The 13497-nt window shown below is 73.3% G+C and carries 14 protein-coding genes and 1 pseudogene; 9 read left to right on the forward strand and 6 right to left on the reverse strand.

The genetic code is table 11. The features are described from left to right. Positions 1-322, reverse strand: a pseudogene (locus KSNIM_RS39435) (hypothetical protein); the annotation flags it as partial. 745 nt (positions 323-1067) lie between these two features. On the opposite strand from KSNIM_RS39435, the gene rpmH reads away from it, so the two are divergent. From rpmH to KSNIM_RS19015, 9 genes are all read left to right on the forward strand, one after another. Beyond that, positions 1068-1205 carry a 50S ribosomal protein L34 gene (gene rpmH / locus KSNIM_RS18975; protein ID WP_030059672.1) on the forward strand — a complete coding sequence of 46 codons (138 nt, stop codon included), beginning with the start codon at positions 1068-1070 and terminating at the stop codon, positions 1203-1205. A gap of 21 nt (positions 1206-1226) precedes the next feature. Next, complete coding sequence (rnpA, locus tag KSNIM_RS18980) at positions 1227-1655, forward strand: ribonuclease P protein component (RefSeq protein ID WP_263104402.1); 429 nt, start codon at positions 1227-1229, stop codon at positions 1653-1655. Continuing rightward, positions 1652-1966 (forward strand): membrane protein insertion efficiency factor YidD, encoded by a 315-nt coding sequence (yidD, locus tag KSNIM_RS18985; RefSeq protein WP_095873843.1) that lies wholly within the window; start codon positions 1652-1654, stop codon positions 1964-1966. Before rnpA ends, yidD begins: the two co-directional genes overlap by 4 nt. Before the next feature lie 3 nt (positions 1967-1969). Further along, complete coding sequence (gene yidC / locus KSNIM_RS18990) at positions 1970-3145, forward strand: membrane protein insertase YidC (RefSeq protein ID WP_263104403.1); 1176 nt, start codon at positions 1970-1972, stop codon at positions 3143-3145. A 79-nt stretch (positions 3146-3224) separates the two neighbouring features. Beyond that, the gene (locus KSNIM_RS18995; RefSeq protein WP_411543741.1) at positions 3225-3755 is read left to right on the forward strand and encodes a protein jag; all 531 of its coding nucleotides are present in this window, start codon (positions 3225-3227) and stop codon (positions 3753-3755) included. Between the two features lie 136 nt (positions 3756-3891). Beyond that, complete coding sequence (gene rsmG / locus KSNIM_RS19000) at positions 3892-4740, forward strand: 16S rRNA (guanine(527)-N(7))-methyltransferase RsmG (RefSeq protein WP_263104404.1); 849 nt, start codon at positions 3892-3894, stop codon at positions 4738-4740. A gap of 291 nt (positions 4741-5031) precedes the next feature. Continuing rightward, a complete protein-coding gene (locus tag KSNIM_RS19005) occupies positions 5032-6000 on the forward strand; it encodes a ParA family protein (RefSeq protein WP_317634110.1) in 969 nt (322 codons plus the stop codon). Further along, positions 5997-7082 (forward strand): ParB/RepB/Spo0J family partition protein, encoded by a 1086-nt coding sequence (locus KSNIM_RS19010; RefSeq protein ID WP_263104406.1) that lies wholly within the window; start codon positions 5997-5999, stop codon positions 7080-7082. The genes KSNIM_RS19005 and KSNIM_RS19010 overlap by 4 nt, the downstream gene beginning before the upstream one ends. A 117-nt stretch (positions 7083-7199) precedes the next feature. Beyond that, positions 7200-7817, forward strand: coding sequence for a GNAT family N-acetyltransferase (locus tag KSNIM_RS19015; RefSeq protein WP_263104407.1), 618 nt, complete (start codon positions 7200-7202; stop codon positions 7815-7817). An 89-nt stretch (positions 7818-7906) separates the two neighbouring features. On the opposite strand, the gene trxA is transcribed toward KSNIM_RS19015, so the two are convergent. From trxA to KSNIM_RS19040, 5 genes are all read right to left on the reverse strand, one after another. Further along, on the reverse strand, positions 7907-8233 hold the full coding sequence (gene trxA, locus KSNIM_RS19020; protein ID WP_263104408.1) for a thioredoxin: 327 nt from the start codon (positions 8231-8233) through the stop codon (positions 7907-7909). Between the two features lie 112 nt (positions 8234-8345). Beyond that, positions 8346-9311 (reverse strand): thioredoxin-disulfide reductase, encoded by a 966-nt coding sequence (gene trxB / locus KSNIM_RS19025; RefSeq protein WP_030270129.1) that lies wholly within the window; start codon positions 9309-9311, stop codon positions 8346-8348. Positions 9312-9530: 219 nt separating this feature from the next. Further along, the gene (locus KSNIM_RS19030) at positions 9531-10451 is read right to left on the reverse strand and encodes an anti-sigma factor family protein (RefSeq protein ID WP_263104409.1); all 921 of its coding nucleotides are present in this window, start codon (positions 10449-10451) and stop codon (positions 9531-9533) included. Further along, positions 10448-11179, reverse strand: coding sequence for an RNA polymerase sigma factor SigM (gene sigM / locus KSNIM_RS19035; RefSeq protein ID WP_263104410.1), 732 nt, complete (start codon positions 11177-11179; stop codon positions 10448-10450). The genes KSNIM_RS19030 and sigM overlap by 4 nt, the downstream gene beginning before the upstream one ends. Positions 11180-11205: 26 nt before the next feature. Beyond that, positions 11206-13443 (reverse strand): protein kinase family protein, encoded by a 2238-nt coding sequence (locus KSNIM_RS19040; protein WP_263104411.1) that lies wholly within the window; start codon positions 13441-13443, stop codon positions 11206-11208. Between the last annotated feature and the right edge of the window lie 54 nt (positions 13444-13497).

A 13497-nucleotide genomic window follows, 5' to 3' on the forward strand; every position in this document is an offset into this window, starting at 1 on the left:
GGCCGGGCCTCGGACGGGTCGGGCCCCAGCACCCCGCCGAACAGGTCGCCCTGCGCGGGGGTGGCCGTCGGCAGGCCCTTCGGCCGCGGGGGCTCGGACGGCCGCTCGGCGGTGGTCGGCGACGGCTGCTCGTACTCGGGCCGGTCCCACTCGGCCGGTCCGGCGGGGCGCTCGCCCCAGGGGCGTTGCTCCTCGGCGTAGGGGCCCGGGGCCTGCTCGTAGCGGGGGGACTCGTACCGCTCGTGCCGCTCGGGCTGCTGCTCGTACGGCTGCGGCTGCTCGTAGGACGGGGGCGCGTAGCGCTCGGGCTCGCCGTGGTACGGGCGGTCGGACCAGTCCTGGCCGGCCTGCGGGCGCGGCGGCTCGGCCGGCTGCGGCTCGGGTGCGGGGGTGGGCAGCGCGTTGGCGTCCACCATCACGGCGATCCGGACGGGCCGGGCGAACTCGTAGGTGAGGGCCTCGGTGAGCTGGGGGAGGAGACGCCCCTCCAGCACCTGCTTGGCCCGCTCGTTGGGGGCCGCCAGCAGGGCGGTGTCGTGCATCATCCACATCGGCTGCGTGCGCCGCAGCCACATCTTGTCGCTGTCCCCGACCCCGGCGTCGTTGACCAGCCGCTCGACGACCTTCGCCCAGAGCGGGACGAGATCGCTGTTGACATCAGCCACTGGTGCACGCTTTCTCGTTCCCCGCGTTGGGGGGCTCAGGGGACTCGGGGTGCCGGTCCGATCGATGAACAAACCCGACAAGTCCTGCAACGGTAGTCAGCGGGCAGAGCTGATTCAAGTTGTTGTCCACAGGCTGTGGGCGACGGGCGGCGGGGCTGCCGGTTTGACCCTCCGGGGCGGTCCCGCGTACCGTAACCAGGTCGAGTTGTCGATGGCCGCTGCCGCATGCCCGCGGGTCCACCCGCTTCCACAAGGCGCGCAGCACGGGCGCCGTGGATGGCCCCAACCCCAGCAGACCTGGGCCGTTGGGGTGGATTTCCCGTCGAAGGGGAGATCGCGCGGACGCACGGTGACGGCCAAGCGACGTCCCGTCATCCTACGATTCGCCTCAGGAGCCCCCGAGTGAGCAAGCGCACCTTCCAGCCGAACAACCGCCGTCGCGCCAAGACCCACGGCTTCCGGCTCCGGATGCGTACCCGCGCCGGCCGCGCCATCCTGGCCGCCCGCCGTGGCAAGGGCCGCGCCAGCCTGTCCGCCTGATCCGGCGCACGGGTTCTGATCGTGCTGCCCTCCGAGAATCGGCTGCGGCGGCGCCAGGACTTCTCGACCGCGGTGAAACGCGGTCGCCGGGCCGGTAAGCCCCTGCTGGTCGTCCACCTCGACAGAGAGGGCGGTCGGCCGGGGCCCACGGACCGGGAAAGCGACTGCGGCCCGCACGCCGCCGAGGGGCTCCCTTCGGCGCGTGCGGGTTTCGTCGTGAGCAAGGCCGTGGGATCCGCTGTCGTGCGGAATCTCGTGAAGCGTCGCCTTCGTCACCTCGTCCGTGAGCGTCTGCCCCGGCTGCCCGCAGGTAGCCTGATAGTGGTACGCGCGCTGCCCCAGGCCGGGTCGGCGTCGTACCTCGATCTCGAACACGACCTGGACGCGGCGCTGCGGCGGTTGCTCCGGGCGGAGCCGACCGGCAGTGCGCCGACGGGAGCAGGGCGATGAAGTACCTGCTGATGGGGCTGATCAGGCTCTACCAGTGGACGATCAGTCCGCTGCTCGGGCCGGTGTGCCGTTACTACCCCTCGTGCTCGCACTACGGGTACGAGGCGGTGCGCCTGCACGGTGCGATCAAGGGGAGCGGTCTGACCGCATGGCGCATCCTGCGCTGCAACCCCTGGTCGCCGGGTGGGGTCGACCATGTGCCACCGCGCAAGCACCCGGTGTGGCACCGCCGGGTCCGCAATCTGCTGAGCCCGAAGAGTGGGACCGCCGGGCCGGAGCCGGTGGCCAATCCTGATGTCCAAGGAGCCTGACCGGTGACCTTCTCCTTCCTTAGCCCCCTCTACACGGCAGTGTCCTGGATCATCGTCCAGTTCCACTCGCTGTACAGCCACGTCTTCGATCCGGACGGCGGCTGGGCCTGGGGTCTGTCCATCGTCTCGATGGTGATCGTGATCCGGATCTGCCTGATCCCGCTCTTCGTGAAGCAGATCAAGGCGACCCGGGCCATGCAGGCGATCCAGCCGAAGATGAAGGCCATCCAGGAGCGCTACAAGAACGACCGGCAGCGCCAGTCCGAAGAGATGATGAAGCTCTACAAGGAGGCGGGCACCAACCCCTTCTCGAGCTGTCTCCCGATCCTGGTGCAGGCCCCGTTCTTCACCGCCCTCTACGGCGTGCTGGCCTCGGTGGCCAATGACAAGACGATCGGTGTCATCAACTCCGACCTGCTGGACAGCGCCAAGCAGGCGCACATCTTCGGCGCCCCGCTGTCGGCGACCTTCCTGGGCAGCGACGAGCTGAGCGTCAAGATCGTCGTCGCGGTGATGATCGTCCTGATGTCGCTGTCGCAGTTCATCACCCAGCGCCAGCTGATGACCAAGAACGTCGACCTGACGATCAAGACGCCGTTCATGCAGCAGCAGAAGATGCTGATGTACGTCTTCCCGATCATCTTCGCCGTGATGGGCATCAACTTCCCGGTCGGCGTCCTGGTCTACTGGCTGACCACCAACGTCTGGTCGATGGGCCAGCAGCTGATCGTCATCCGCAACAACCCGACGCCGGGCTCCAAGGCCTTCGCCGAGCGCCAGGCCCGCCTGAAGAAGGCCGGCCGGCTGAACCCGGACGGCAGCGTCCGCAAGGCCCCCTGGCTGGCCGCGCTGACCGGTGGCAACAAGCAGCCCGCCGCGACCGCCGAGGCCGTGGTGGCCGAGACCGTCCAGGTCCGCCGGCAGCAGCCGCGCAAGCAGAGCAAGGCCCAGCGCCACCAGGCCGCCGGTCACCACGCGCAGACGGCGGGGGGCGAGCACGCCGAGGCGCACGCTGCCGAGGAGCACGTCGCCGACGAGCCGGTGGTCCTGTCCAAGCAGGACGCCGCGGTGCCGGCCGGCCGGTCGGCGGCCAAGCAGCCCGCGGGCAAGACCGGCCCCCGCCAGCAGCCGAAGCGCGGCGGTCAGGGCAGCGGCCAGCGGCCGAAGAAGAAGTCCTGACCGGCCGCCGCCGGTCGACGCGGACCCAGATCTTCCCTCTCGGCCCCACCCGAGGGCCCATCCCCGAAGGAGTCCATCAGTGACGGAAGGCACCACCTCCGCCGTCGAGGTCGAGGCAGGCGCGGAGTCCGGCGAGAGCCTCGTCGCGCGGCTGGAGCGCGAGGGCGACATCGCCGCCGACTACCTGGAGGGTCTGCTGGACATCGCGGACCTGGACGGCGACATCGACATGGACGTCGAGGGCGACCGGGCGCTGGTCTCGATCGTCAGCGACGGCCCCGACCGGGCGCTGCAGCGGCTGGTCGGCCAGGACGGCGAGGTGCTGGAGGCGCTGCAGGAGCTGACCCGCCTGGCGGTGCACCGGGAGACCGGTGAGCGCAGCCGTCTGATGCTGGACATCGCCGGCTTCCGGGCCCGCAAGCGGTCCGAGCTGGCCGCCCTCGGCGCCGAGGCGGCCGAGCAGGCGAAGTCCACCGGCGAGCAGGTCAAGCTCCGCCCGATGACGCCCTTCGAGCGCAAGGTGGTGCACGACGCCGTGGCGGCCGCCGGGCTGCGCAGCGAATCGGAGGGCGAGGAGCCCCAGCGGTGCGTGGTCGTGCTTCCGAGCTGACCTCGCGCCCTGTCGAGCGACCCCGTCCGCCGCGTGCGGGCGGGGTCGTCGTTCCTTCGAGGGTGGTTCGTACGGCCCGGTTTGCGCGCGGGGCGGGTACCCGCGTGAGGATGGTGCCTGATGTGGGGTGGATACGGTGAGCGGAGAGGCTGACATGGAGACGGACGGCGTGGCGACCGAGGGCGGGCCGTCGGAGGGCGGACCCGGCCGGGGCACCCCGGTGGAGGGCGCTCCCGCGGGAGCCCCGGTCCCGGGCGAGGGGCCCGGCGAGCCGCCGGCGGCCGCCGCCGGCATCTTCGGCGAGCGGCTCCCGGTCGCGGTGCGGTACACCGAGCTGCTGGCCACGGCCGGGGTGCAGCGCGGACTGATCGGCCCGCGCGAGGTGCCGCGGCTGTGGGACCGCCACGTGCTGAACTGCGCCGTGCTGGCGGAGCTGCTGCCGGCCAACGCCTCGCTGTGCGACGTCGGCTCCGGGGCCGGCCTGCCGGGCATCCCGGTGGCGATGGCCCGGCCGGACGTCTCGGTCACCCTGCTGGAGCCGCTGCTGCGACGCACCACCTTCCTGGAGGAGGTGGTCCGTGAGCTGGGTCTGGACAATGTGACGGTGCTGCGCGGCCGGGCCGAGGAGATGGTCGGCAAGGTCGCGGTGGACATCGTCACCGCCCGGGCTGTGGCCCCGCTGGACCGGCTGGCCGGCTGGGGCATGCCGCTGCTGCGGCCGTACGGCCAGATGCTGGCGTTGAAGGGCGACACCGCCGAGCAGGAGATCGAGGAGTCGCGGTCCGCGCTCACCAAGCTGGGGGCGGAGCGCTGGTCGGTGATCTCGGTGGGCGAGGGCACGCTGGAGACCTCGACCCGGGTGGTCCGGGTGGAGGCGGGCGAGAGCCCCGGCGGTGTGAGGGCGGCCACTCGGCGGGCGAAGGCGGCCCGGGCCGGCCGCGGCTCCAAGGACGGCGGTCGCGGGGGTGCGCGCCGTCGACGCTGACCGGCGTCGTTTCGCAGGTGCGGAGAGCGGGTGGTCCTCGGGCCGCCCGCTCTCGGCGTTCCTGCAGGCCGGGACGGGTCAGGTCCGCCCGCGGCGTCGCCGGGCGGGTGGTATCGGATCGTGGTCGGAGTGTCGCACCGTCAGATTTGTGACATTCCGGTCATGGTGTTTCACGTGAAACGACGCTCACTGCTTCCCGGAATCCTCGACCGCGCCATGGCGGTGACTGTTGCCGCTCCGGTTTCACGTGAAACACTGACCCCCATGCAGGAGTCCGAGACCATCCACCAGATCGACGACACGCCGATCGCGCGCGCCGCGCAGGCCGCGGTTCAGGCCATCGGGCGGACCGGGGAGGGGCTGCCCAGGCCCGCCAGCACCCGGGTGATCGTGGTGGCCAACCAGAAGGGCGGGGTGGGCAAGACCACCACCACCGTCAACCTGGCGGCCGGCCTCGCCATGCACGGGCTGCGGGTGCTGGTCGTCGACCTCGACCCGCAGGGCAACGCCTCCACCGCGCTCGGCATCGACCACCACGCCGAGGTGCCGTCGATCTACGACGTCCTGGTCGAGGGCAAGCCGCTCGCGGACGTCGTCCAGCCCGTGGTGGACGTGGAGGGGCTGTTCTGCTGCCCGGCCACCATCGACCTCGCCGGTGCGGAGATCGAGCTCGTCTCGCTGGTGGCCCGTGAGAGCCGCCTGCAGCGTGCCATCGCCGCGTACGAGCAGCCGCTGGACTACGTCCTGATCGACTGCCCGCCCTCGCTCGGCCTGCTGACCGTCAACGCCCTGGTCGCCGGCCAGGAGGTGCTGATCCCGATCCAGTGCGAGTACTACGCGCTGGAGGGCCTCGGGCAGCTGCTGCGGAACGTCGAGCTGGTGCGCGCCCACCTCAACCCGGCGCTGCACGTCTCCACGATCCTGCTCACCATGTACGACGCCCGCACCCGGCTGGCCGCCCAGGTCGCGGAGGAGGTCCGGACGCACTTCGAGCACGAGGTGCTGCGGACGGCCATCCCGCGCTCGGTCCGGATCTCCGAGGCGCCCAGCTACGGGCAGACCGTGCTCACCTATGACCCGGGTTCCGCCGGCGCTCTCTCCTACCTGGAGGCCTCCAGGGAGATCGCGCTGCGGTCCGCGGAGGGCGGTTTCGCGGCCGGCGCCCCGGCCGGTTACGGTGCGGTCGGGCAGCAGCGGACCGCGGCCGCGGCGGCGACCGCCGCCACGACACAGCACGGCACGATGGAGGGCAACCGGTGAGTGGTGGGCGCAGAGGACTGGGCAGGGGCCTGGGGGCGCTGATCCCGGCCGCCACCCCGGCGGCAGGGGCGCCGGCGACCGTCCCGGCGGCGACCGCGGGATCGGCGACCCCCGTGGCCGTACCGGTCCTGCCGACCGGCCGAGGCACGGTGGCGGCGAAGGCCGCTGCGGAGAGCCTGCGGGAGCTGGCGGGCGATGCCCATGCGCGGAGCGTCCCGGAGTCGGCCCTGGCGCCGGTGGACGGGGCGCGCTTCGCCGAGCTGCCGCTGGACTCGATCACGCCCAACCCCCGCCAGCCGCGCGAGGTCTTCGACGAGGAGAAGCTCGCCGAGCTGGTCACCTCCATCAAGGAGGTGGGCCTGCTGCAGCCGGTGGTCGTCCGCCAGGTCGGCCCGGAGCGCTTCGAGCTCATCATGGGCGAGCGCCGCTGGCGGGCCTCCCGGGAGGCCGGTCTCGCGGTGATCCCGGCCATCGTCCGGGACACCGAGGACGACAAGCTCCTGCTGGACGCGCTGCTGGAGAACCTCCACCGGGCGGAGCTCAACCCGCTGGAGGAGGCGGCCGCCTACGACCAGCTGCTGCGGGACTTCTCCTGCACCCACGACGAGCTGGCCGACCGGATCGGCCGCTCCCGCTCGCACGTCTCCAACACGCTGCGGCTGATGAGGCTCTCCCCGGTGGTGCAGCGCCGGGTCGCGGCCGGGGTGCTGAGCGCCGGCCACGCGCGGGCGCTGCTCGGGGTGCCGGACGCGGAGCAGCAGGACGCCCTGGCCGGACGGATCGTCGCGGAGGGGCTCTCGGTGCGGACCACCGAGGAGATCGTCGCGCTGATGGCCCGGGACACGAATCCGAAGAAGGCCGCCGCACCCAAGGCGGGCCGGATCCTCTCGCCGGCGTTCGACGATCTCGCCGGGCGGCTCTCCGACCGGTTCGAGACCCGGGTGAAGGTGGAGGTCTCGCAGCGCGGCGGCAAGCTGGGCAAGGGCAAGGTGGTGCTGGAGTTCGGATCGGTCGAGGACCTGAACCGGATCCTCGACAGCCTCGCCCCGGGCGAGGAGGGGCTGCGGCTCTCCCAGAGCTGACCGGCAGTTCACCGAGAAACGGACGAGCGGGTGCATGTTTCACGTGAAACGTGCACCCGCCGCGTTTTTCGGAGCAAGCTCGTGGTGTGGGACCGAGCCGGAGGAGGTGTGTGGGGCGTGGGTCGCAGGCTCGCTCCGTTGACGCTGGACAACCTGGCCGACCTGCCGGACGGCTGCCGCTCGTGCGTGTTCTGGGAACTCGACCCGGTCAGCGGACGGGCAGCGGTGGACGGGGGGAAGGGGGAGCTGGAGAAGGAGGGGTGGATCTCGGCGGTGCTGCTGGAGTGGGGCTCGTGCGGGCGCATCGTCTACGTGGACGACGTTCCGGCGGGCTTCGTGCTCTACGCGCCGTCGGCGTACGTGCCGCGCTCGCAGTCGTTCCCGACCAGCCCGGTGTCCTCGGACGCCGTGCAGCTGATGGTGAGCCGGGTGGTGCCCGGCTACCAGCGTCAGGGGCTGGGACGGGTGCTGGTCCAGGCGGTGGCCAAGGACGTGCTCCGCAGGGGCTTCCGGGCGATCGAGGCGTTCGGTGCGGTGGGCCGTCCGACGCCGAGCTGTGTGCTGCCAGCCGACCACCTGTTGGCGGTGGGCTTCAAGACGGTACGGCCGCACCACCGCTACCCGCGGCTGCGGCTGGAGGCCAGGAGCACGCTCTCCTGGCGCAGCGACGTCGAGGGGGCGCTGGAGCGGCTGCTGGGCGGGGCCCGGAAGGAGCCGGCGCTCCGGCCGTTCTGAGCCGTGCCGGAGTCCGCCGAAAGGGCCCGGGAACGCCGGAGGGCCCCCGGATCTTTCCGGGGGCCCTCTGCGGCCGGCGGGCGGGCGGCTCAGATGAAGTCGGCCAGCTCGCGCAGCAGTGCGGCCTTCGGGCGGGCGCCGGTGATGGTCTTCACCAGCTCGCCGTTCTGGTACACGTTGAGCGTCGGGATCGAGATGACGTTGTAGGCGGCAGCGGTCTCCTGGTTGTTGTCGACGTCGAGCTTGGCGATGGTCAGCTTGTCGCTGTGCTCGGCGGCGATCTCCTCCAGGATCGGGGCGACCTGGCGGCACGGGCCGCACCAGGTGGCCCAGAAGTCGACCAGGACGGGCTTGTCGCTCTTGAGCACCTCGGCGTCGAAGGTCGCGTCGGTCACGGTGATGGTGGCGCCGGCCACGGAACTCTCCTTGGGGTCACGGACGAGGCGGTGCCTCGCCGCCTGGGCGGCGGCTCGGCACCTTCGGACGGGTCAACAACCGCGAGGGCTGTTCTGTTTCAGGGGGGAAGGGTCAGACCGCGACCGTGGCGGCCTGGGCCTCCAGGTCGGCGAGCGAGGCGAGGTAGCGCTCGGCGTCCAGGGCGGAGGAGCAGCCGGTGCCCGCGGCGGTGATGGCCTGGCGGTAGGTGTGGTCGACCACGTCGCCGGCGGCGAAGACGCCGGGGATGTTCGTCCGGGTGGAGGGGGACTCCACCTTGAGGTAGCCCTCGGCGTCCAGGTCCAGCTGGCCGGTGAAGAGCTCGGTGCGCGGGTCGTGGCCGATCGCGATGAACAGGCCGGTGACCGGGAGCTCGCGGGTCTCGCCGGTGGTGGTGTCGCGCAGGGTGAGGCCGGTCAGCTTCGGGTCGCCGTGGATCTCCTGGACGGCGCTGTCCCAGGCGAAGGTGATCTTCGGGTCGGCGAAGGCGCGCTCCTGCATCGCCTTGGAGGCGCGCAGGCTGTCGCGGCGGTGCACGACGGTGACGCTCCGGGCGAAGCGCGAGAGGAAGGTGGCCTCCTCCAGAGCGGTGTCGCCGCCGCCGACCACGGCGATGTCCTGGTCGCGGAAGAAGAAGCCGTCGCAGGTGGCGCACCAGGAGACACCGCGGCCGGACAAGACGTCCTCGCGGGGGAGGCCGAGCTTGCGGTGCTGGGAGCCGGTGGCGACGATCACGGCGCGGGCGCGGTGGACGGTGCCCTCGGAGTCGGTGACGGTCTTGACGTCGCCGGTGAGGTCGACGGCGACGATGTCGTCCGGGACGAGCTCGGCGCCGAACTTCTCGGCCTGCGCGCGCATGTTGTCCATGAGCTCGGGGCCCATGATGCCGTCGCGGTGGCCGGGGAAGTTCTCGACCTCGGTGGTGTTCATCAGCGCGCCGCCCGCGGTGACCGCGCCCTCGAAGACCAGAGGCTTGAGGGAGGCGCGCGCGGTGTACAGCGCAGCGGTGTATCCGGCGGGGCCGGAACCGATGATGATCACGTTACGGACATCGCTCACTGCATCTCCTGGTTCGCTTCGCGACCCGCGCTTGCGGGGAGGGCGGTCCTGCTCCGCCGCCCGGGACAACGACTCACCAGTCTCCCGCATTCCCGGGCACGGCTGTGCAACATGCCCGCACTGTGGGAGCGGATGTTCCGATGGGCGGGCGCCTTCTGCCGGGTCCGCCGGGCGGTCTGCGCCGTCCGGAGCGGTCGGCGCGGTCCCGGGCGGTCCGGTTCAGCCCGCCGGGACGGTGCGGTGGAGCAGGACGCCGGGGGCCGAGCAGTCCGGGGTGATGAGGTAGACGTCCAGCCGGTCGGAGCCGTCCGGGTACACCAGGGCGGTGACGGCCGACGAGTGGTACCGGCCGGGCGCGACGGCGAGCGGTGCCCGGTCGCGCTGTCCGGTGAGGGCGGCGGCGCAGGACGGCGCGGTGGAGCCGGCGGTGCCTCCGGGGGACTCGCTCCGGTTGGGCTGGGCGAGCGCCTCCGGTGTCTTGGAGGTGCCGGGGGCGGCCGAGGCGGCGCGGACCAGCTGCTGGGCCTGGGCGATCAGGGTGTCGTCCTGGAAGGCGGTGCCGCCGGTGAGAGCCGGCTTCCGGGCGCTGCCGGCGGCGGGCTGGGCGGCACTGTCGGCCGGGGCCTGCGCGGTGCTGCCACCACCGGTGGTGGAGAGCGGCAGCAGCAGCGCGCCGAAGCCGATCGCGGCCGCGGCCGTGACGGTGGCCAGCAGCAGGCGGACGCGTCGGCGGGAGCGCTGCCCGCGGCCCGGTCCGGTGCTGCCGGGCCCGGTGACACCGGCGGGCCGTCCGGCGGGCGGTGCGGTGGTGCCGGGGGTGCGTCCTGTCGGCCGGTCGGCGGTGCGTTCCGCGGGTGGAGCGGGGGAGGCGGCGAGTTCGGTGCGGGCCGCGGCCAGGGCGGTGTCGATACGCTCGGCGACGTCCGCGGGCATCGGGGGCGCCTCCACCTCGCCCAGCAGCTCGCGCACCTCGGCGAGGGCCGCGAAGGTGTCCGCGCACTCGGCGCAGGTGTCGAGATGGCGCCGCAGGGCCGCTTCGTCGGCCGGATCGGTCAGCTGCTCGGCGAGGTCGGCCAGCGCCTCGATGTCCGGGTGCTCGGGCTGGGGTGCGGACGGCGTGGAAGGCGGGTGCGGCGTCATCGCTTGGTCGCATCTCCTTCCACCACGGTGCGGCGCCCGGCGGCGTCCGTACCTGGGACGGTGCGGGTGCCCGACGGGTTCCCGCGGAGCGGCGTTTCACGTGAAACATCCGTGCGGGTTCCCCGGCCCGGCCTGTCCCCCTCCGCCGTTTCACGTGAAACACCGCCGCCGTGCAGATGGCGGACCAGTGGCAGCAGGCGGGCGCGGCCGCGGGCGCAGCGGCTCTTCACCGTGCCCACCGGAACCCCCAGCACCTCGGCGGCCTCGGCGACGGAGTACCCCTGCATGTCGACCAGGACGAGGGCGGCGCGCTGCTCGGCCGGGAGGGCGGTCAGCGCCTCGGTGACCTCGCGGCGCAGTTCGGCGCGGACCACCAGGCTGTCGGTGGGCTCGGCGCTGCCGAGGGCGGCGTCGAGGCGCTGCGGGTCCTCGTCGAGCGAGCCGGCCCGGCGGGAGGCCGCCCGGCGGGCCCGGTCGAGGCAGGCGTTGACCACGATCCGGTGCAGCCAGGTGGTGACCTGGGCGCGGCCCTGGAAGGTGTGGGCGGCGCGCAGTGCGGAGACCAGGGCGTCCTGGAGGGCGTCGGCGGCCTCCTCGCGGTCGCCGAGGGTGCGCAGGGCGACCGCCCACAGGCGGTCCCGGTGGCGTCGGACGAGGAGGCCGAAGGCGTCCGGGTCCCCGGCCACGTGCCGGGCCAGGAGATCGGCGTCGGACGGCTCCTCCGCCATGTCCGCCACCCCCTGTCCGTCCTCGCTCAGCCGTTGACCGTGATCTCGGCCACCTGGCCCTTGTAGCCACCCCCATCGTTGGGGATGGCGGTCAGCCAGATCAAGAGGAAGCGGGTGGTGACCGGCTTCTTGGGCTTCAACTGGAGCTCGTTGCTGCTGGTGCCGGAGGCGATCGCGTCGCCGAAGCCGTCGAAGCCGGCCTTGCTGGTCTGCGGGGCCGAGGTGGCGCCGGGCAGTGCCTTCAGCTCGACGGTGTGGGCGCCGCCGACGAGCTTGACGACGACCGAGCCGACGGTGCGGGCCGAGCCGAGGTCGAGCAGCACGCCCGTGCCAGGCCGGTAGCCGCCGCCGAACGGGTCGTTGTAGCTCTGGGTCGTCCAGGCGGTGTCGGCCTTGCCGTCCTTGAGGAGGGGCAGCGCCGAGGCGTGCTCGTCCTTGCGGTCGCCGAACGCGTTGAACGAGCTGGGCGTGTAGTCGAGGGTGGCGCCGGACAGCGGCGCGCCGGACTGCTCGGCCGGTGGGGTGCTGGACTGCTCGGCCGGCGGGGCGCTGGACTGCCCGTCCTTCGACTTGTTGAGGTACTCGACGCCCTGCCAGGAGCCGACCACGATCGCGGCCAGCGCCACCAGCGAGGCCGTGGTCCGCAGGGCCGTCCGCACCAGCCGGCGCGGCCGCCGGGGCCGCGGGGACGCCGGGACGGCCTCCTGGAGGGCGGTGTGCTGCGGCCGCGCCGGCGGGGTCGGGCGCCCCGCGGCGTGCGCGCCCGCCGGGTGCGGCGGGGTGTGCGGCTTGGGCTTCGGCTTGGCGGTGAACGCCGGCGCGGGCTGCTCAGGCTGGCGGATCTTCGGCATGAGCGCGATCGCCTTGGCGAGCTGCTCGGGGGTGGTGATCGGGTCCTGGTGGTGCGGCGGGTGCTCGCACAGCGCCCTGGCGGCCAGCTCGGACAGGCCCTTGTGCACGCCGGCCCGGACCTGGTCCGGCGGCACGCAGCCGAGGCTCTTCGGCATGCCGCGCAGGTCGTAGCGGTCCTCGGGGTACGGCCAGCGGTGGGTGAGCGCGGCGAACAGCAGGGCGCCGATCGCGCGGGTGTCGGTGCGCTCGGCCTCCTCGGTGGGCAGGCCGCGCAGGGCGGCGTCCACCGCGATGCCGTTGATCCGGTACTGGCCGGTGTCGGTGCGCAGCACGCAGCGCGGGGTGAGCCGCAGGTGGGCCTGGCCGCGGCGGTGGGCGGCGGCGACCGCGTCGGTGACCTGACGGACCATCTGGTACGCGTCGTACGGCTCCATCGGGCCGTCGGCCAGCAGGTGGGCCAGGTCGGAGGCGTCCGGCAGCCACTCGCGGACGACGTAGACCAGGTCGCCCTCCTGGACGGCGTCGAGGACCTGGACGAAGCGCGGGTCGTTGAGCAGGGCGGCGGAGCGGGCGGCGGTCAGCACCGCCTTGGCGCGCCGGTGGCCGGCCGCCATCAGGTGCACGCCGACCGCGCGGCGGAGCTTCTCGTCGACCGCGCGCCAGCTGCTGAAGGTCTCCGACTGGGTGATGCACTCCTCCAGCCGGTAGCGGCCGCCGATCTTGTCGCCGCTGTGCCGCAGCGGGGCCGGCTTGGCGGCGGGGAGCGTGCCGGTGTCGGCGTCCAGGGTCTCGGTGCTGACGACGGGTCGGTCCTCGCGGACCGGGGCCTGGGGGGCGGGGCGGCCGGAGCGGGAGGGGCGGCGGGCCGGGGCGGCGGCCCCCCTGGCGGTGAGCTCGGCGGCGAGCTCGGTGGCGGAGAGCTGGGCGGTGGACTCTCCGGCGTCGGTGCCCGCGGAGGAGCCGCGCGGGGCGGCGTCGGTGGTGCGGCGGGTGCCGGCCTCGGCACCGTCGGCGACAGCGGCGTCGGGGAGCTCGTCGGCACCGGTGCTCGCGTCCGCGTCGTCGGAGGCGGGCTCACGGGCCGTCACGGCCGCCGCAACGGCCGCGGAGGCGGCCTTGCCGACCTGGGCGCCGGCGGCGTCCCCAGCAGCCCTGGAGGGCTGCTGGGAGACCTCGGAGGAGCCCTCGGAGGTGCCCTCGGAGGTGCTCTCGGGGCTCTCGCCGCGGGCGGTGGCTGCAGCGGGGGCGGAGACGGCGTCAGGGGCGTCCGAGGCGGCGTCAGGGGCCTCGTCCGCGGAGCCCTGCCCGGCGGCCGTGGAGCCGTCCTCGGGCTCGATGTCCTCGATTGCCATGGCCAGCGCCGCCTCGTCCGCGACGGACGTGTCGACGACCGCCTTGGTGCCATCAGCCACCGTGGTCCTGCCTCCCCTTAGTTCCGGCCCGGTCCTGAGAATCCGGCTGCCCGT

The sequence above is a fragment of the Kitasatospora sp. DSM 101779 genome (assembly GCF_025655475.1).
In the GTDB taxonomy this organism is placed as follows: Bacteria; Actinomycetota; Actinomycetes; order Streptomycetales; family Streptomycetaceae; genus Kitasatospora.